Below are 18531 nucleotides of genomic sequence, written 5' to 3' on the forward strand. Positions count from 1 at the left end.
GTTCGCCAGCGCCATTGCCAATTCACCGGACGCAGGCGATGCAGTGGAGAAAAGCTGACATCAAGATACAACTTGCGGTTATTCTTTTCAATTTTGACGGATGCAGCCCAATTATTAGTCAAATTAAGTGTTCTTAAATTATCTATCGGTTAAATAAGGCCGGAAAAGCACAATCTAAAAGTAGAAATAATAATCCGGAACGTGATCTGTCCGCAAAGGCGGGTGGTTGGCGCATGCATGATGCATGTTGCTTGGAAATGGCATGGGAATAAGGTTTCGATGCTCTTGGACGGGAGGGCAAATGGCTTACCTTATTATGGGGCGAAAAAGGTTTTCATTCGTAACGAACAGGTTTCGAAGAATACCATTCTTGTTGTTTTTAAATCGAAATAAAAGCGGTACTGCGGCGGTCGAGTTCGCAATATTGGCGCCGGTTTTTCTTCTGATCCTGATGGGCATGATTGCGTTCGGCATTTATCTGGGCGTGGCGAACGCCGTGCAGCAGCTTGCGGCTGACGCAACACGGACGGCGTTGGCAGGCATCGATCCGCCGGAGCGGCTTGCGCTGGCGACCAGCTATATCCAGAAAAACGCGGCGAAATATTCGCTGATCGATCCTGAAAAGATGCAGGTGAATGTCGACAATGCCCAGTCCGACCCGAACCAGTTTACCGTGACGATCCAATATAATGCGGAGAACCTGCCGATCTGGAACCTGATGACGGGCCTGCCGCTTCCCGACACGACCATCACAAGGGCATCGACAATCAGGCTCGGCGGAATCTGAGACGGGGCGGGGGATAAGTCATGCGGGGTTATGTATCGCGTTTCCTGCGGGCGCGGGGCGGCAATCTGGCGACGATGGCGGCGCTGGTCTCTCCGCTGTTCCTGGCGGTGGCGGCATTTTGCGTGGACACGAGTTCGCTGTTTCTGGAGCGGCGCCAGTTGCAGAACATGGCCGATCTTGCGGCCGTCGCCGGTGCTTCCTCTCTTTCGCAGGCCGATGATGCGGTGCTGCGGCAATTGCGGGCAAATGGCGTCGATCCGGTGCTGATGAGCGGCAGCTACGACCCGTCCGTTGTCGACGGAAAGACCGACGACAAAACGCGGGTATGGGTAGAGAAGGGCAACTATTTCCCCGACAAGAACCGCGCGGTCGAAAACCGTTTCGTGGCGGGCGGTGCAAACCCGGATGCGGTTCGCGTCCGGCTGGCGCGCCCCGGCAATCTCTATTTCGGCCAGTCCTTCATCGACCGGCCTGCGCTCGGCGCAACCGGCATGGCCGCGACGAAAGCGGAAGCGGCATTTTCGATCGGTTCGAGATTGTTGAGCCTGAACACCGACCAGAGCGTGCTGAATGGCCTTCTGGGTGGGCTTCTGGGAACCTCTCTCAACCTGAAGCTTGTTGACTACAATGCCCTGGCTGCGACCGATATCAACCTGCTCGGCTTTCTGGACAAACTTGCTCCGAAAGTAGGGCTGACGGCTGGTACCTATGAGCAGTTGTTGAATACGGATGTTTCAGTCGGCATGCTGGCGACTGTGCTGGCCGAGGTGGTGACGAACAATCCGACAGCCAAGGCAGCACTCGGTATTCTGGGCAAGGATGCGGCGGCCCTTGCTGCGAAACTGCCGGTTGGAAAATTGCTCGGGCTTGGGTCGATCGCCGATGCATCGCTTGGATCGGCCAGTAATTACAACATCACGGCCAATGTCCTGCAATTGATTTCAGCGGCGGCGATGCTGGGAGGCGATCATCAACTTCAACTTGGCCCTGGGCTGAAACTGCCGGGAGTGCTGGCATTCAAACTGGATGTCGCAGTTGGAGAGCCCGCGCAAAAGACCCCGTTCTTTACCGTGGGCGGAGCAGGTACCTTGGTGCGCACCGCGCAGATACGCCTGCTTTTGACGCTTGAGGTCGGCAATGACGGGCTTGTTTCCTATCTGGCCAATGTCCACGTGCCGATCTTCATCGACGTGGCGAGCGGCGAGGCTGAACTGAAAAGCATAAGCTGTCCGCAGGGCCCTGGAAGTGCCACGGTGAAACTCGCCGTCAAACCGGGCCTGGCCGGTGTTTATCTTGGCGATACCGATATAGATCTGATGAAGAATTTCAGCAAAACGCCGGTTGTCAGGAAGACAGCGATCGCTACAGTGAAATTGCTGGTCGCAGACATTGCCGAGCTTCGCGGTCGTGTCGAATTGCCGCTCGGCAACCCCAAGCAGGAAATTGTGACCTTCACGCCTGCCGATATTGCCGCCAAACGGATCAAAACCGTGGGGACCAACCAACTTGCCGGATCGCTTTTTGTCGGGCTGGTAAAGGGGCTCGATCTTGAGGTTGTCCTGCTCGGATTCTTGCCCTTGCCTCTACCCCTGAGTGGATTGACCCAGCTTTTGGGCACATTGCTCACCCCTTTGGGCCCGACGGTGGATGGCTTGCTTTTCGGAGTGCTGGATCTGCTCGGCGTCAAGATTGGACAAGCCGACGTTCAGGTCACTGGCGTTCTCTGCCAGCGCGCCGTCCTTACACAGTGAGAAAAACCGCAATAAAAAGCCCGGCGAACCGGGCTTTTTATTGCGGTATGGGGCCTATGCCGTGCCGGTCGAACCGAAGCCGCCGGCGCCGCGCGCCGTATCGGTCACTTCCGCGCGCTCTTCAATCTTCGGCTGGACGACCGGCGCGAAGACGGCCTGTGCAATGCGCATGCCGCGTTCGATGCGGAAATCGTCGTCGCCGAGATTGATGAGCAGCACCTTTACCTCGCCACGATAGTCGGAATCGATGGTGCCGGGCGTATTGAGGCAGGTGATGCCGTTCTTGAAGGCAAGGCCGGAGCGCGGGCGAATCTGCACCTCGAAGCCTGCCGGAATCTCGAAGATCAATCCGGTCGGCACCAGTGTGCGGCGTCCCGGCAGGAGAACAATCTGGCGGTCTTCGGCAACGGCTGCACGCAAGTCCATACCCGCTGAGCCGGACGTCTCATAGGCCGGTAGTTCAAGGCCCTTGGCATGTTCGAGGCGGATGATGCCGAGCGTTGGCGCGGAAGAGGATGCTGCGGTCATGAGGGAGCCTTTCCTGCGAGTTCAGTTGGCCTGCGAGAGACATTGTTTCCTCGCGCATCTGTCTGGAAAACGTTTACACTTTTCCGGATGCGCTCAAACTGGCGACGCTCATACGTGAAAACCAAAGAAAGGTGTACCGCCTATTTGGCGTTTTGCAATGATAGTACGGCACAGGGTCATGCAATTTGCACCGGGAATAGTGCGTGGGGGATGAAAAGCGGCTGATGGAACAAATCCATTCTTCGTCTGTTGGACCTTGTGTCCAAGGATAAGGATTTGAAAAATGCCGAGCCCGGAAATGATCAGATGTATCGACGCCTGTCTCGATTGCTATCGTATTTGCCTCGACACGGCCTCCAGCCACTGCCTTGAAGAAGGCGGGGCGCATGTCGAGCCGAAACATTACCGTATCATGCTGGCTTGCGTCGAAAGCTGCCGGACGGCAGCGCACATAATGCTGCTGAACACGCCCCTTCATCGGGAAAGCTGCGGGGCATGCGCGAAGATTTGCGAAGCCTGCGCCCAATCCTGCCGGGAGATCGGCGGCATGGAAAAATGCGTGGAAGCATGCGAGCAGTGTGCGGCGCTGTGCCACGAAATGGCTGGCCATTAATCTCGCGCGCGCCGCTATTCCTTCAGCGGCACGGCGGTCGTTTCCTTGATCTCCTCCATGACGAAAGAGGCCGAAACGTCCGAGAGCGGTACGCTGGCAATCAGCCGCTGGTAAAGGCGGTCATAGGCCTTGACGTCCGAAACGCGGGCTTTCAGCACATAATCCAAATCGCCGGTCATGCGATAAACGCCGACGATTTCCGGAAAGCGCGCCATGGCGCTGCGAAACTTGCCAAGCCAGTCGGGATCGTGGCTCGACGTGCGCACGAGGATGAAGACGGAAAGGCCGCATCCGGCAAGTTCCGCGTCGACCAGGGCGACGCGGCCCTTGATGATCCCTTCGTCTTCCATGCGCTTCACGCGTCGCCAGCAGGCGTTGCGCGAGAGATTGACCTTTTCGGAAAGGGAATCGACCGACAGGGTGCCGTCACTTTGCAGCTCGGCAAGAATTTTCCGGTCCATATCATCCATATTTGCGCTCATCATGGGATGATTGTCCCAACATTGAGCTGAATGCAAGGATAATTTGAGATTTCATCTCCGCGGGTTTTGTTAAAATGATTTTTCAGAAAGATGCTTCTGCGTCCGATAAACGGGAACGATTTGCTCAATATGGGAGTTTTTTGATGACGACACGTATTACCCGCCTCTTCACCGACCATCCTTCTTCGGTCGATGAAACCTATTTTGAGCATATGCTTTTTGCATCACGTTTTTCGGCAAAATTGCTTGGAGCGGCGCTTGCCGCGCTGATCCATGCAATTTTGCCATTTTTATTCGAGAAGACGGCGAGCACGATCGTTCGCCAGCTTTATGAGCGGACGCATAACCGGGGCCGGTAAAAACCGGATCAAAAATGTGTCGTTGGGCCGCCTATCTCGGACCTGAAACCTATCTGGAAGACATCATATCGTCTCCCTGCCATTCGCTCGTGGCGCAAAGCCACGATGCGCATGAAGCCAAAACGCGCACCAATGGCGACGGGTTCGGCGTTGCCTGGTATGGGCATCGCGATGAGCCGGGCCTCTATCGGGACATACTTCCCGCATGGTCGGACCAGAACCTCCGCAGTCTGGCGCGCCAGATACGCTCGCGCCTTTTTCTCGCGCATGTGCGCGCTTCCACCGGCGGGCTTACCAGCCGTTCCAACTGCCATCCCTTCGTTTCCGGTCGCTGGAGCTTCATGCATAACGGCCAGATCGGTCATTTCGACCGGCTGCGCCGCAGGCTGGAAAGCCATTTGAGCGATGCGATCTACGGCCAGAAACACGGCGCAACCGATTCGGAACTGATTTTTCTGCTGCTGCTGGAATTTGGTCTCGACAGTGATCCGGTTCTGGCGATGAAGCGCATGGTGGCAACGGTTGTCGAGGAAGCGGTTTGCGCCGGCGTGCCGCCATTTCTGCGGCTGACGGCCGCCTTCTCCGACGGAGACCAGCTTTACGCCATCCGCTATGCGACCGATGCCTTCGCGCCGACGCTTTATACGGCGACGCTGGGCGGGTCCTCGGGCATATGCGTGGTGTCGGAGCCGCTGGACGGCGAATCGGCCAACTGGATGGCTGTCCCTGCCAACAGTTTCGTCACCGTCTCGCGGCGGGGACGCATCGCGATCGAGACTTTCGAGGAACCGGTATCGCGCCCGCAGGAAGCTGTCGTGCGGGCGTGAATTTGAAAAAGCGAAGCGGTGTCAGGCGCTGCCGATCAATATGCCTGCCGCCAGAACCAGCCCGCCGCCAAGCACCACCTGTAGCACCGAACGGAAAAACGGGGTTTCCATATAACGGTTCTGGATGAAGGCGATGGCCCAGAGTTCGAAGAAGACCAGGATCGCGGCGATGCTGGTTGCAGTCCAGAAATCCTGGATCAGATAGGGCAGGGTGTGGCCGAGACCGCCCAGCGTCGTCATGATGCCGCAGGACAGGCCGCGCTTGACCGGCGATCCGCGGCCCGACAGCTTGCCGTCATCGTGGATTGCTTCGGTGAAACCCATCGAGATACCGGCGCCGACCGAGGCGGACAGGCCGACCAGAAAGGTCTGCCATGTATCCTGTGTCGCGAAGGCGGCGGCGAAGATCGGGGCAAGCGTTGAGACAGAGCCGTCCATCAGGCCGGCAAGGCCGGGCTGGACATAGGTGAGGATGAATTGCTTGCGCTCCAGCGCGCGTTCCTCATCCTGCACGTGGTTCGGGGTCAGCGTATTTTCCAGCGATTCGGCTTTCGCTTCGTGCTGCTTTTCCTGCTGGGCAAGATCGCCCAACAGCTTGCGCGTGTCGGCATCGCTGACGCGCTTTGCGGCCTCGATATAGAACCGATAGGCCTGTTCTTCCATTTCCGATGCGGCTTCGCGCACCTTGTCGATGCCAAGCGGACGCACCAGCCAGTCCGGCTTGCGGTCGTAATAACCGCTGACATGCTCGCGGCGGATCAGCGGAATCCGGTCGCCGAAGCGGGCCTTGTGCCGTTCGATCAGCGCATCGCGGTGGCCGTGTTCTTCCGCCGCCATCTGCTCGAAGATTTTCGCCGATTGCGGGAATTCATCGCGCAGGCCATCGGCGTAGGCGAGATAGATGCGCGCGTCATCCTCCTCGGAGGATATGGCAAGGGCCAGGATTTCCTGTTCGGAAAGCGAATCGAATGGGCGGCGGTCGTTGCGGAAGAATCGGCTCAACATTTATCAAATCCATTAGTTTAGAATAATTCTAAGATATGCTTTGGCGCCCGGAAGTCAAGTCTTGCAGAACTGGCGCATTTGGCGCATTAAAACGCACCCCAAAAGATTGGGGAACGCAGACAAACGACTGGAGCGCCGTGCCCCCGGCTGGACGCAAGGGCGCTCTGAACATCTAAACCACGCATCGCGCTTTCCGAAAATCGACGATGATTTGCGGCCGATGCGATAGAAAGAATCGGATCGATGGCATCGACGAATCTCCACGCAAATAATAGTCCGCGTCCGCTCAACCGGCAGGATTTCCGCACGCTCGGCCTGTCGGCCCTTGGCGGCGCGCTGGAGTTTTATGATTTCATCATCTTCGTGTTCTTTGCGAGCGTCATCGGCCATCTGTTTTTCCCGCCGGATATGCCGGACTGGCTGGTGACGATCCAGACTTTCGGCATCTTTGCGGCGGGCTATCTGGTGCGTCCGGTGGGCGGCATCGTGCTGGCGCATTTCGGCGACAAGTTCGGGCGCAAGCGGGTCTTCGCCTTCTCCGTCTTTCTTATGTCCATCTCGACGCTGGCCATGGCCTGCCTGCCGACCTATGCGACGCTGGGTGTCGGCGCGCCGATCCTGCTGATTGTCTTCCGCATGTTGCAGGGGGCTGCCATTGGCGGCGAGGTTCCGGGCGCGTGGACCTTTGTGGCCGAACACGTTCCGGCCAACCGGGTCGGCATGGCGTGCGGCTTTCTTTGCTCGGGCCTGACACTCGGCATCATGATCGGCTCGCTGATCGCGACTGCCATCAACTGGATTTTCACGCCGGAAGAATTGTCTGCCTATGCGTGGCGCATTCCGTTCTTCATCGGCGGCATATTTGGCCTGCTCGCCGTTTATCTGCGCCGCTGGCTGGCGGAGACGCCGATCTTCACCGAAATGAAGAACAGCCATCTGCTGAAGGACAAGCTGCCGCTCGGCACGGTGCTGCGCAACCACATGCACGGCGTCGTCATTTCCGTGCTGTTGACATGGATATTGTCGGCAGGCATCGTCGTCACCACGCTGATGACGGCGACCTTCCTGCAGAAGCTCTACGGCTACACGCCGCTGCAATCGCTTGCCGCGACAAGCTTCGGAACGCTGTTCCTGATGTTCGGCACGGTTGCCGCAGGCGCCATCGTGGACCGCATCGGCAGCGGTCGCTTCTTTGCCGTTGCCGGCATTTTCTTCGGTGTTGCGACCTTCGTGTTCTACACTTATGCGGCGGTTTCCTTGCCCATCCTCTTCACGCTTTATGCGGTGATGGGGCTTTCGGTCGGCATGGTCGGCGCGGTGCCTTACGTGATGGTACGCGCTTTTCCGGCCCCGGTGCGCTTCTCAGGCCTGTCGTTTTCCTACAATGTTTCCTACGCGGTTTTTGGCGGGCTGACGCCGGTGATCGTGACCTCGTTTCTGGCGGTCAATCCGATGGCCCATGCGTGGTATCTGGTATTCATCGCCGCGCTGACCTGCGGGCTTGGCCTTTACCTGATGGCCCGCAGCGACCAGCTCGAAGGCGAGATCGGCCTGACGGCACTACCGACCGGAACCGCGGTTCCACAGGCAAACTGATGAAAATGGCCGCGAAAGCGGCTCTTCTCATATCGATCAGAGAATCTTCTGCATGAAGGTGAGATCGAGCCAGCGCCCGAATTTCTGGCCGACTTGCTTCAAGGTGCCGCAATCCTCAAAACCCTGCGATTGATGCAGCGCGATGGAGGCAGCATTGCCAGCTTCGATGCCGGCAATCAGCACATGTACCTGGCGTTCGCGTGCTTCCTCCACCAGCTCGGCCAGAAGGGCGCGCCCGATGCCGCCGCCGCGCGCATCGCTCGCCACATAGATCGAAAGCTCGGAGGAATGGCGGAACCCCTCGAACGGGCGGAAGGGGCCATAGCTCGCATATCCCTGTACAGCGCCGTCACGCTCGGCAACCAGCACCGGAAAGCCGTCGCGGTTTCGGGCTTTCAGCCACTGGCGGCGGTTCTCCAAATCGACGAGCGTTTCGTTCCAGATGGCAAGCGTGTTCTCCACCGCGTCATTATAAATGGCGAGCAGGGCAGGAAGATCGGCTTCCGTCGCGTGGCGGATGAGGAGGGTCATTGCGAGAGGCCTTTGTAAAAGAGCGTGGTGGCGCAGGGGCTGCCATCGGGAAAGAGCGCATAATTGGGAATGGTGCCGACACGTTGCCACCCGAAATGCGTATAGATCGCTTCGGCGGGACTTCCGGTGGCGGTATCAAGGCAGATCAGCGTTTTGCCATGCATGCGGGCCTGCGTTTCCGCCGCATCCATCAGCTTGCGCGCGAGGCCGAGGCCGCGCGCCTTGCGGTGGATGAGCAGTTTCTTCAGGTCGGCGCGATGCGGCTGATTGGGCATTTGCGCGAGACCAAGCTGTACCGTTCCGACGATTTCGCCGTCATGTTCGGCAACGAGGAGCAGCGTGTCGCCGCTCTCGATTTCATGAGCAATGCGGATCCAGTAAGGGGTGAAATCCTGCGGTTCGCACGGCGCCATAAAGCCGACCGATGCGCCACCCATGACGCAGTCGGCCAGGATTTCGGCGAGCGCGGAAATGGCGCGCCTTGCTTCTTCGGCATCAAGAACGTGGATCATCGGTCTGTCTTTCAGAGAGCGCCGCGGCGTTCGAGCACAATGGCGTAGCGCGCAGGGGTCGAGCCGGGATTGTGAAAGGTGATGCCCGCCATGACGGGCATATAGAGGCAGTCGCCGGGACGGAGGTTGTATTGCGTGTCACCGACAGTCATTTCCATCTCACCAGCAAACAGCCACATATGCTGGGTGATACCGGCATTGGTAGTCTGCGGCGCGAAAGCCACTTTGGCGCCTGCCGGAAACTCGATCTCGATCAGATCGACATTTGAACCGGTGCCGGGCGGAGAAACTGACCGGCGCACATAGCCGGTGTCGGGATCGCGCCAAATTGGCTGGCGGTCGCGGACAAGCAGTGGCGAGGGGGGCGCTTCCGCATCGCTGAAAAAGGCTGAAAGCGATGTGCCAAGGGCAGCGCAAATGCGCGCCAGAAGCTGGGCGGTCGGACTTGTCTCGCCGCGTTCGATCCGCGAGATCATGGCGCGGCTGACCCCGGACGCATCGCCCAGGGCATCCAGCGTCATGCCTTGCGCCAGACGCAGGCGGCGCAGGTTTTCGCCAATGGCGTTGTCGAGCTGCTCGATTGCATTTTCCATTATGTTAGAAATAATATCTATTATAATGGAGTCAAGCGATTTCGGAAACGAAAACGGCGGGATTTCTCCCGCCGCAATCAATCTCTCTGCACAATAAAGTCTGAAGCTTTGGCCGCGGCCTCTTCCCCCGTCCTTTGCGCTCCAAACCGATCAGCCTTGCGCCTTCAGCTCCAGGCGGCGGCGATGCAGGACCGGCTCAGTATAGCCGTTCGGCTGTTCGCGGCCCTTGAAGACCAGGTCGCAGGCCGCCTGAAACGCAATCGACTTGTCGAAGTCGGCAGCCATCGGGCGATAAAGCGGGTCGCCTTCGTTCTGCTTGTCGACGACAGCAGCCATGCGCTTCATGGTTTCCATCACTTGCGCTTCCGTGACAACGCCGTGATAGAGCCAGTTTGCGATGTGCTGCGCCGAGATGCGCAGCGTTGCGCGATCTTCCATCAGGCCGACATTGTTGATGTCCGGCACCTTGGAGCAGCCGACGCCCTGATCGACCCAGCGCACGACATAGCCCAGAATGCCCTGCGCGTTGTTGTCGATTTCCTTCTGGATGTCTTCCGGCGTCCAGTTCGGGCGCACGGCAACCGGCACAGACAGGATATCGTCAAGCTTGGCGCGCGGGCGGCTCTTCAGCTTTTCCTGAACGGCGGCAACGTCGATCTGGTGATAGTGGGTCGCATGCAACGTGGCGGCGGTCGGCGACGGCACCCAGGCGGTGTTGGCGCCAGCCTTCGGATGCGCGATCTTCTGTTCCAGCATCGCGGCCATCATGTCAGGCATGGCCCACATGCCCTTGCCGATCTGCGCATGGCCGGAAAGGCCGCATTCCAGACCGATATCGACGTTCCACTGCTCGTAAGCGCCGATCCATGCGGCCTGCTTCATGTCGCCCTTGCGAATCATCGGACCGGCTTCCATGGAGGTGTGGATTTCGTCGCCGGTGCGGTCGAGGAAGCCGGTATTGATGAAGACCACGCGATCCTTGGCGGCGCGGATTGCTTCCTTGAGATTGACGGTCGTGCGGCGTTCTTCATCCATCACACCCATCTTGAGGGTGTTGGGCTTCATGCCGAGCATTTCTTCCGTGCGGGTGAAAAGCTCGTTGGCGAAAGCCACTTCTTCCGGACCGTGCATCTTCGGCTTGACGATATAGACGGAGCCTTCGCGCGAATTCATGTGGCGGCCATTGGGGCCGATGTCGTGCAGCGCGATCAGGCTGGTGAAGGCCGCATCCATGATGCCTTCCGGCACTTCATTGCCTTCGGCATCGAGAATGGCCGGGTTGGTCATCAGGTGGCCGACATTGCGCACCAGCATGAGCGAACGGCCCTTGAGCGTCAGATCGGAACCGTCGGCAGCCTTGTAGGTGCGATCGCCGTTGAGGCGGCGCGTCATCTGCTTGCCGTTCTTCTCGAACGTATCTTCCAGCTTGCCGTTCATCAGGCCGAGCCAGTTGCGATAGACGGCAACCTTGTCTTCGGCATCGACGGCGGCAATGGAATCCTCGCAATCCTGGATCGTGCTGACAGCCGATTCCAGAACCACATCGGCGATGTGCGCCGGATCGGTCTTGCCGATCGGGTGATCCGCATTGACGACGATGTCGACATGCATATTGTTCTTGGCGAGAAGCACATTCGTCGGGGCGGCGGCATCGCCATTATAACCCTTGAACTGGCTTTCATCCTTCAATGCGGTTGCCGATCCGTCGGTCAGCCTGATTTCAAGCTTGCCGTCCTTGACGGCGAGACCGGCGACATTGGCCCATTTGCCAGCCGCGAGCGGCGCGCTTTCGTCGAGGAAGTTCTTTGCCCAGGCAATGACCTTCTCGCCGCGCTTCGGATTGTAGCCCTTGCCCTTTTCCGCGCCGTCGGCTTCCGAAATGGCATCGGTGCCGTAGAGCGCATCGTAGAGCGAACCCCAGCGCGCATTGGCGGCATTGAGTGCATAGCGGGCGTTCATGACCGGAACGACGAGCTGCGGACCGGCAATATGGGTGATTTCCGGGTCGACATTGGTGGTGGAAACCGAAAACTCTCCGCCTTCCGGCAGGAGATAGCCGATATCCTTCAGGAACTGCTGGTAATCGGCCTGGCTGTAGCCCTTGTCGCGGTTCTGCTTGTACCAGGCATCGATCTTCGCTTGCAGGTCGTCGCGCTTGGCAAGGAGGGCGCGGTTCTTCGGTGCCAGATCGCGGATGATGGCGGCGAGGCCCTTCCAGAACTTTTCCGGCTCCACGCCGGTACCGGGCGCGGCTTCCCTGGCCAGAAACTCCACGAGTTCAGGGGCAACACGCAGACCTTCGATCTCGACGTAATTGCTCATTGCTTGGCCTCCTTCAGAATAAACGAATACATTGCCGCATTTTTCAATGCGGCTCCATGCGGTCTTTCAACCCTTTTGCCGTGCTCCCGTCAATCAGTGCGCGGGCACATCATCTGTGACGCTGCGGCGAAAATAGTGCTTATAACGACAGTCTGGCCCGGATATCGGCGGGCGAAACGCCCTGTTCGCGCAAGGATGCGAGCGCCGTATCCTGGCGGCTTTTCGACAGTTTCAACCCGTCGTCGCCCAGCACCAGATCATGATGATGGTAGAGCGGTTCCGGCAGGTTGAGCAGTTTCTGCAGGAGCCGGTGCACAGAGGTCGCGTGAAACAGATCGCGCCCGCGCACGACATGGGTAATGCCTTGCAATGCGTCGTCCACCACCACGGAAAGGTGATAGCTGGTTGGCGTGTCCTTGCGCGCAATCACCACGTCGCCCCAGCGGGCGGGGTCGGCGGCAATGCGCCCTGGCGTTTTTTGATTCAGGCTCTCGCTATCCGGGCCTGCGCCGCTTTCGCTCCAGAAAAGCGGCTCGCCAGCGGTGGCAAGCGCCTTGTCCATATTGAGCCGCCAGGCATAGGGCACGCCCGAGGCGATGCGCTCCATCTGTTCCTTTTCGGTCAGATCGCGTTCGCCCTGCGGATAAAGCGGTGTGCCATCCGGGTCGGACGGCCAGTCATCCCCCTTGGCGAAGGCTTCGCCGATACGCTCGCGCACCTCACCCCGGCTGAGGAAGGCCGGATAGACAAGCCCCTTGTCGGCAAGTTTGGTGAGGGCGTTGCGATATTCGCCGAAATGTTCCGACTGGCGGCGCACAGGGGTCTCCCATGTGAGGCCAAGCCAGCGCAGGTCGTCATAAATGCCCTGTTCCAGTGCAGGCGTGCAGCGCGCCGTGTCGATGTCTTCCATGCGCAGCAGGAAGCGGCCGCCGCTTTGTTTGGCCATATCCGCATTCAAAAGCGCGGAATAGGCATGGCCGAGATGCAACTGGCCATTGGGGCTGGGAGCGAAGCGGAACACAGGTACGGTCATGGCAGCTTGTTGTCAGTTGAATGTCATCTGATTCCATTGGTACGTTGTGCGCCAAGAGAATGAAAGGCCAAGGGATGCGGCGGATCGATACATTGAGCGATATTGAGGCGGGGCTGGAGGCTTTGATCCTTGCTGATACGCGGCTCGCCGATATTCGCAGCCGCTCCCATGCGGTGCCGCTGCGCCGGTCCGAACCCGGATTTGAAAGTCTGGCCTCCATCATTGTCGCGCAGCAGGTTTCGACAGCCAGCGCTGCCGCAATCTGGGCGCGGCTGAAACAGGCCATCGATCCGCTGACGCCGGAAGCCTATATTGCGGGCGGGGAGGAGGCCTGGCGTTTTGCCGGTCTCTCGCGGCCCAAGCAGAGAACGCTTCTGGCGGTCGCGCAAGCGCTTGCCCAAGATGGCCTCGACCTGCACGGGCTTTGCGATCTTCCTGCCGGGGAGGCGATTGCCCGGCTTACGGCGATCAAGGGAATCGGCCCGTGGACGGCGGAGGTCTATCTTCTGTTTGCTGCCGGTCATCCGGATGTGTTTCCGGCGGGCGATGTGGCCTTGCAGACGGCTGTTGGCCATGCCTTCGCCCATGAAATCCGGCCCGATGCCGTTGCCCTTCGCAAGCTGGCGGAAGACTGGGCGCCATGGCGCGGCGTGGCGGCGCGGCTGTTCTGGGCCTATTATGCGGCCATCAAGGGACGCGAGGCGGCGCCGCTTCTGTAAATGTTGCGTGTTTCCCGAATCACAATTGCGTTTCCGCTTCACAATCCTGTCACGTCGGGCTTACATTATCCGCATCGGCTGATGATGGAATTTCGATTCGCAGAAGCTTGATTTTCTGCTGATTGCAGTCCCGTCCTCACGAGATTGGAGCGTCGTTGTTGCGCCCAGAATGGACGCGCGGCGCTTCGATGAAAAGCGCAATTCCGCATGGAGAGCCATTTCGCCCTTTTTCGGAGTTGCTCTGAAGGAGGTGCGCCCTTGACTGTTGCCGTCTCGCCCAGAACCGTCTCGACCAGTGGCTTGCCCGCGCTGGTGCTGAACGCGGATTACCGCCCGCTCAGCTATTATCCCCTGTCGCTCTGGTCCTGGCAGGATGCGATCAAGGCGGTGTTTCTCGAACGCGTGAATATCGTGGCGGAATACGATCACATCGTATCCTCGCCATCGTTTTCCATGCGCGTTCCGAGCGTCATCTGCCTGAAGGATTATGTGAAGCCGCCGCGCTACCCCGCGTTCACGCGCTTCAATGTCTTCCTGCGTGATCGTTTCGAGTGCCAGTATTGCGGCTCGCCGCATGACCTGACCTTCGATCACGTTACCCCGCGTTGCCATGGCGGCGAGACGACGTGGGAAAATGTGGTCGCCGCTTGTTCACCATGCAATCTGCGCAAGGGCGGCATGATGCCTGCCGTCGCGCATATGTGGCCGCGCCAGAAGCCGGCCATGCCGACCGTGCAGGACCTGCACAATAATGGCCGCCTTTTCCCGCCCAACCATCTGCACGATAGCTGGCTCGATTTTCTCTATTGGGATGTCGAACTGGAGCCGTAAAGCATGTTGCGCAAAAGCGCGCAGCGGTTTTGCGATAACAACATGCGATAAAAGAAGAAACAGCCCCTACAGTTTTCCGCTCTTACTTCCCACTTTTCGCAAAAGCGCCGTAGTAGCCGATGGCTGCAAAGAGCAGGCTTGCCACGACGTTCCATCCGGCAAAGGACAGGCCGAGGAAGTGCCCGGGTGCGCTGTCGCATGCAGGCGGATGCGTGTTGAGCTCGTTCAGGAGATTGCCCGCATCGAGCGTGACCTTCATCGTCGCCGCGCTGCAATCAATCGGCCCCGGCCAGTATTTCAGTTCAACGCCGGTGTGGTAGATGGCGAGCGCCAGCCCAAAGGTCATCAGTAGCGCGCCGATCAGGATCAGGCCGCGCGTCAGGATCGGTGGCCATTTCAGGCCGTAGGAGACCCACGCCGCCGCCAGAACCGGGACGCCGATATAGTAAGGCGTGCGCTGTTCGAGGCAGAGCTTGCAGGGCATGAAGCCAGCCAGATGTTCGAAACCCAGCGCCGTGCCGACAGTCGCGGCAAGGCCGATGGTCATTATGCCTGCGGTCCATGCCTGTACCTTGCCGACCGGATTATTGAGTGCAAACGCCATATGGGTTTCCTTGCAAAGGCTCTCTTATTCTTAAGGCAAACTGCCAGCTTGTCTCCAAGCAATTTATTTTGACCGGGATTGGGCGAACCGCTCAGGCATGAAGATATTTCACAGCAAAGAAAAGCGCGATCAAGACCACAGCGACGAGACTTGCAATCAGGCCGAGGCGCTTTTCGATGAAATCGCGGATCGGCTCGCCATAACGGCGCAGCAGCCAGGCCAGAAAATAGAAACGCGCGCCGCGGGCAACGATTGCGGATGCGATAAAGAGCCAGATATCGATCCCGGCCGCACCTGACAGGATTGTCACCACCTTGATCGGCGGCAGATGCGCCAGGCCGGAGGTGATCAGCATCAGGAGGATGGCGTCGGCGCTGGTTGTGCCGCGCAAATGCTCGAACGAGTCAAGCTTGCCGTACATTTCGAGTACCGGCTTGGCGATCTGCTCATAGGCATGATAGCCGAGATACCAGCCCGCAATGCCGCCGAGGACGGAGGCAACCGTTGCGATGAAGGCATAGCGCCAGGCGCGCTCCGGGCGGGCAAGCGCCATGGGCAGGAACAGGACATCGGCGGGAACAAGAAAGACCGAGCTTTCCACAAAGGCGATGATGGCAAGCCACCATTCGGCGGATTTTCTTGCGGCAAGCGAAATCGTCCAGTCGTAAAGGCGGCGCAGCATATATTTTCCGGAATTCCTTGGCCGAAGCCATATTAGTGATCGCACCGTCTATAGATAAAAAAGATGGCGCGAACAATGCGCGCCATCTTCTTTGATACTGCTTTCGGGGGAACGGTATGGAAAGCAGTGTTTGCTAGCGCTTGTAGGCGCTGCAAATGTATTTGGTTTCGAGATATTCCTCGATGCCGTATTTCGAACCCTCACGGCCAAGGCCCGACTGTTTCACGCCGCCAAACGGCGCGACTTCGTTGGAAATGAGGCCGGTATTGTGCCCGACCATGCCGTATTCCAGCCCTTCGCTGACACGAATCGCGCGGCTGAAATTCTCCGTATAGAAATAAGCGGCCAGACCGAAGATCGTGTCATTGGCCATGGCAATGACTTCTTCTTCCGTATCGAAGGCAAAGAGCGGAGCCAGCGGGCCAAAAGTTTCTTCCCTGGCCACGATCATGTCGGTGGTTACGCCCGTCAGCACGCCGGGTTCAAAGAACAGGCCGCCCAGTTCCTTGCCGCCGGTGATGAGCTTCGCACCCTTGGAAACGGCATCGTCAATATGCGCCTTGACCTTGGTAATGGCTTTCGGCTCGATCATCGGGCCGATGACGACGCCCGGTTCGGTGCCATTGCCGACCTTGAGCTCCTTGACCTTGGCCGCGAGCTTTTCGGCAAATTTGTCGTAAATCCCGCGCTGCACATAGATGCGGTTGGCGCAGACGCAGGTCTGGCCCGCATTGCGGTATTTGGAAATCATGGCGCCATCAACGGCGGCATCGAGATCGGCATCATCAAAGACGATGAACGGCGCATTGCCGCCCAGTTCCAGTGAAATGCGCTTGATGGTCGGGGCACACTGCGCCATCAGCAGGCGGCCAACTTCCGTCGAACCGGTGAAGGAGAGCTTGCGCACCGTTTCATTGCTCGTCAGCTCGGCGCCGATTTCGCGCGCCTTGCCGGTTACGATCTGCAGGACGCCTGCCGGGATGCCGGCCTTTTCAGCGAGAACACCGAGCGCCAGCGCCGTCAGCGGCGTGAGGTCTGCGGGGCGGACGATCATGGTGCAACCGGCGGCGAGGGCAGGTGCAGCCTTGCGGGTGATCATCGCAGCCGGGAAGTTCCATGGCGTGATTGCTGCCGTCACGCCAACCGGCTGGCGGATGACGGTCAGGCGCTGCCCGGCCTGCGGGGCAGGAATGGTGTCGCCATAGACGCGCTTTGCTTCTTCGGCGAACCACTCGATGAAGGATGCCGCATAGAGAACCTCGCCGCGCGCCTCAGCAAGCGGCTTGCCCTGTTCGGATGTCATGATAAGAGCAATGTCGTCGGCATTGGCAACGATGAGATCGAACCATTTGCGCAAGGTAGCCGCGCGCTCCTTGGCGGTCTTGGCGGCCCATGCCGGAAAAGCCTTGGCGGAGGCGTCGATGGCTTCCTTGATGGTCGCGACAGAAAGGGAGGGAACCGTGCCGATGACCGAACCGTCTGCCGGGTTGGTCACGTCGATCTTGGCGCCGTCCGTGGCGTCTATCCAGCGCCCATCAACAAGGCATTGCGATTTGAGCAGCGAAGGGTCTTTCAAAGCGAGCATAGTGGTTTTCCATCCCGGTCTTGCAGAGAAAGCTTGTTCAGTATATTGAACAGCTTACGATATTTCGAATTAAACAGGCCGCAACATCCAAAGTCAAACGGTTAATCAGGCGGTCGATCAGGTGAAAGCTATGACGAAAACGGCGAGCGACGAAGAGAGTTCCCAGAAACTGGTTCCGGCAGTCATGCGCGCGGCGCAAATTCTCGATCAGATCGCGAAATGCGCGCAGGAAGGCGGCAAGGGGACTGGGGGCAAGGGGATTGCGGGCAAGGGGACTGGGGACGGACTCAAGCTTTCCGATCTTGCGCGCCGGACCGGCTTGCCGAAAAGCAGTGTGCACGGACTTTGCCAGACGTTGGTGCATCTCAAGCTTTTAAAGCTCAACAGCGACGGAAGCTTCACCATGGGATCGCAATCGGTGCGCTGGGCCAATGTGTTCATGGCAGGCAGCGACATTGTCGATGCGTTTCATGAGGCGGTGGTGGAGGCCGATGGGCTAGGCGCGCACACATTGACGCTTTCGCATCTGGAAGGTCCGGATGTCATTTATCTTTCCTGCCGCAACTCGACGGCGCCGCTCGGAATCACATTTCGCATCGGCATGCGGGTTCCGGCTGTCTTTACCGCGACCGGCAAGGCCATGCTGGCCGCGATGTCGCCGCAGGAACTGGCCCGTCATCTGCCGTCTGAATGGCCGGAACTGATCACCCCGGCCAGCGCGCCTTCATTCAAGGTTCTGGAAGCGGAGATGGCAGAAGTGAAGGCAAGAGGCTATTCACTGGATAATGGCCAGTTGCGCGAAGGCATGTTCTGCATAGGCGCTGCGATCTGCGACCGACCGTTTCATCCCACCGCCGGTATTGCCCTGTCGATGATGGCGGCGGAGGCTCGCCCCGACATTATAGAAGACATGGGAAGGCGCGTGCGGGCACTTGCCAATGATGTCGCGGACCGCATGGGATGGCTCTCTGCGTGAGGCCGGGAGCGACATTTATATATAGGGCCGCTGAACGGTCCTTTTGATTTAGTACCTGTGGAAAGAAATTTTGAAAAAAGTTATGATTGGTCGTTGACAGTTTTGCTTGGTGGGGTCTATATGGCGCCACAACGAGGGCGGCGGCGCCGCAAGCGGCAGGCTGATGCGTCCTTGGAGTTGGTTGAAAGAGTTGGG

General features: G+C 58.8%; 20 protein-coding genes. 9 read left to right on the plus strand and 11 right to left on the minus strand.

All coding sequences use genetic code 11. The features are described 5' to 3' along the window. The first annotated feature begins 316 nt into the window (after window positions 1–316). Both AC0TNJ_RS08470 and AC0TNJ_RS08475 read left to right on the plus strand, forming a co-directional pair. Window positions 317–787, plus strand: a complete 471-nt coding sequence (locus AC0TNJ_RS08470) for a TadE/TadG family type IV pilus assembly protein (RefSeq protein ID WP_473770841.1) — start codon at window positions 317–319, stop codon at window positions 785–787. Between the two features lie 20 nt (window positions 788–807). Then, complete coding sequence (locus AC0TNJ_RS08475) at window positions 808–2538, plus strand: pilus assembly protein TadG-related protein (RefSeq protein WP_473770820.1); 1731 nt, start codon at window positions 808–810, stop codon at window positions 2536–2538. A gap of 54 nt (window positions 2539–2592) precedes the next feature. Here AC0TNJ_RS08475 and dut read toward each other — a convergent pair whose 3' ends face one another. Continuing rightward, the gene (gene dut, locus AC0TNJ_RS08480) at window positions 2593–3066 is read right to left on the minus strand and encodes a dUTP diphosphatase (protein WP_473770821.1); all 474 of its coding nucleotides are present in this window, start codon (window positions 3064–3066) and stop codon (window positions 2593–2595) included. Window positions 3067–3364: 298 nt separating this feature from the next. Here dut and AC0TNJ_RS08485 point away from each other — a divergent pair, with 298 nt between their 5' ends. Beyond that, on the plus strand, window positions 3365–3679 hold the full coding sequence (locus tag AC0TNJ_RS08485) for a four-helix bundle copper-binding protein (RefSeq protein WP_473770822.1): 315 nt from the start codon (window positions 3365–3367) through the stop codon (window positions 3677–3679). 14 nt (window positions 3680–3693) lie between these two features. Here the strand turns inward: AC0TNJ_RS08485 and AC0TNJ_RS08490 are convergent, their stop codons facing one another. Further along, window positions 3694–4161 (minus strand): Lrp/AsnC family transcriptional regulator, encoded by a 468-nt coding sequence (locus AC0TNJ_RS08490; protein WP_473770842.1) that lies wholly within the window; start codon window positions 4159–4161, stop codon window positions 3694–3696. Between the two features lie 143 nt (window positions 4162–4304). Between AC0TNJ_RS08490 and AC0TNJ_RS08495 the strand changes: the two genes are divergently transcribed. Beyond that, window positions 4305–4520, plus strand: coding sequence for a DUF6356 family protein (locus tag AC0TNJ_RS08495; protein ID WP_122000377.1), 216 nt, complete (start codon window positions 4305–4307; stop codon window positions 4518–4520). 14 nt (window positions 4521–4534) lie between these two features. Further along, complete coding sequence (locus AC0TNJ_RS08500) at window positions 4535–5347, plus strand: class II glutamine amidotransferase (RefSeq protein WP_473770823.1); 813 nt, start codon at window positions 4535–4537, stop codon at window positions 5345–5347. Window positions 5348–5368: 21 nt separating this feature from the next. Here AC0TNJ_RS08500 and mbfA read toward each other — a convergent pair whose 3' ends face one another. Further along, window positions 5369–6352 carry an iron exporter MbfA gene (gene mbfA / locus AC0TNJ_RS08505; RefSeq protein ID WP_122000379.1) on the minus strand — a complete coding sequence of 328 codons (984 nt, stop codon included), beginning with the start codon at window positions 6350–6352 and terminating at the stop codon, window positions 5369–5371. 243 nt (window positions 6353–6595) lie between these two features. On the opposite strand from mbfA, the gene AC0TNJ_RS08510 reads away from it, so the two are divergent. After that, entirely contained in the window at window positions 6596–7948 is a 1353-nt protein-coding gene (locus tag AC0TNJ_RS08510; RefSeq protein ID WP_473767302.1) for an MFS transporter, read from the plus strand. A gap of 36 nt (window positions 7949–7984) precedes the next feature. On the opposite strand, the gene AC0TNJ_RS08515 is transcribed toward AC0TNJ_RS08510, so the two are convergent. The 5 genes from AC0TNJ_RS08515 to gluQRS all read right to left on the minus strand — a co-directional run bounded on the left by AC0TNJ_RS08515 (window position 7985) and on the right by gluQRS (window position 12939). Beyond that, window positions 7985–8479 (minus strand): GNAT family N-acetyltransferase, encoded by a 495-nt coding sequence (locus AC0TNJ_RS08515; protein ID WP_122000381.1) that lies wholly within the window; start codon window positions 8477–8479, stop codon window positions 7985–7987. Further along, window positions 8476–8991, minus strand: a complete 516-nt coding sequence (locus tag AC0TNJ_RS08520; protein WP_473770824.1) for a GNAT family N-acetyltransferase — start codon at window positions 8989–8991, stop codon at window positions 8476–8478. Before AC0TNJ_RS08520 ends, AC0TNJ_RS08515 begins: the two co-directional genes overlap by 4 nt. 11 nt (window positions 8992–9002) lie before the next feature. Continuing rightward, window positions 9003–9584 carry a helix-turn-helix domain-containing protein gene (locus tag AC0TNJ_RS08525; RefSeq protein ID WP_473770825.1) on the minus strand — a complete coding sequence of 194 codons (582 nt, stop codon included), beginning with the start codon at window positions 9582–9584 and terminating at the stop codon, window positions 9003–9005. A 150-nt stretch (window positions 9585–9734) separates the two neighbouring features. Continuing rightward, window positions 9735–11906: a malate synthase G gene (locus AC0TNJ_RS08530; RefSeq protein WP_122000383.1), complete on the minus strand. Its 2172-nt coding sequence runs from the start codon at window positions 11904–11906 to the stop codon at window positions 9735–9737. A 139-nt stretch (window positions 11907–12045) separates the two neighbouring features. Next, the gene (gene gluQRS / locus AC0TNJ_RS08535; protein ID WP_473770826.1) at window positions 12046–12939 is read right to left on the minus strand and encodes a tRNA glutamyl-Q(34) synthetase GluQRS; all 894 of its coding nucleotides are present in this window, start codon (window positions 12937–12939) and stop codon (window positions 12046–12048) included. Window positions 12940–13013: 74 nt separating this feature from the next. On the opposite strand from gluQRS, the gene AC0TNJ_RS08540 reads away from it, so the two are divergent. Together AC0TNJ_RS08540 and AC0TNJ_RS08545 are read left to right on the plus strand one after the other, a co-directional pair. After that, complete coding sequence (locus AC0TNJ_RS08540) at window positions 13014–13658, plus strand: DNA-3-methyladenine glycosylase family protein (RefSeq protein ID WP_473767399.1); 645 nt, start codon at window positions 13014–13016, stop codon at window positions 13656–13658. Window positions 13659–13916: 258 nt separating this feature from the next. Next, a complete protein-coding gene (locus AC0TNJ_RS08545; RefSeq protein ID WP_010661320.1) occupies window positions 13917–14489 on the plus strand; it encodes an HNH endonuclease in 573 nt (190 codons plus the stop codon). 82 nt (window positions 14490–14571) lie between these two features. Here AC0TNJ_RS08545 and AC0TNJ_RS08550 read toward each other — a convergent pair whose 3' ends face one another. The 3 genes from AC0TNJ_RS08550 to AC0TNJ_RS08560 all read right to left on the minus strand — a co-directional run bounded on the left by AC0TNJ_RS08550 (window position 14572) and on the right by AC0TNJ_RS08560 (window position 17360). Next, entirely contained in the window at window positions 14572–15093 is a 522-nt protein-coding gene (locus AC0TNJ_RS08550) for a disulfide bond formation protein B (protein ID WP_473770827.1), read from the minus strand. A 91-nt stretch (window positions 15094–15184) separates the two neighbouring features. Then, window positions 15185–15775: a YqaA family protein gene (locus AC0TNJ_RS08555; protein WP_473770828.1), complete on the minus strand. Its 591-nt coding sequence runs from the start codon at window positions 15773–15775 to the stop codon at window positions 15185–15187. 133 nt (window positions 15776–15908) lie between these two features. Beyond that, window positions 15909–17360 (minus strand): NAD-dependent succinate-semialdehyde dehydrogenase, encoded by a 1452-nt coding sequence (locus AC0TNJ_RS08560; RefSeq protein WP_122000388.1) that lies wholly within the window; start codon window positions 17358–17360, stop codon window positions 15909–15911. 130 nt (window positions 17361–17490) lie between these two features. Here AC0TNJ_RS08560 and AC0TNJ_RS08565 point away from each other — a divergent pair, with 130 nt between their 5' ends. Further along, on the plus strand, window positions 17491–18336 hold the full coding sequence (locus AC0TNJ_RS08565; RefSeq protein WP_473770829.1) for an IclR family transcriptional regulator: 846 nt from the start codon (window positions 17491–17493) through the stop codon (window positions 18334–18336). Window positions 18337–18531: the final 195 nt, after the last annotated feature.

The organism is Ochrobactrum sp. PL_is483, from assembly GCF_055816855.1.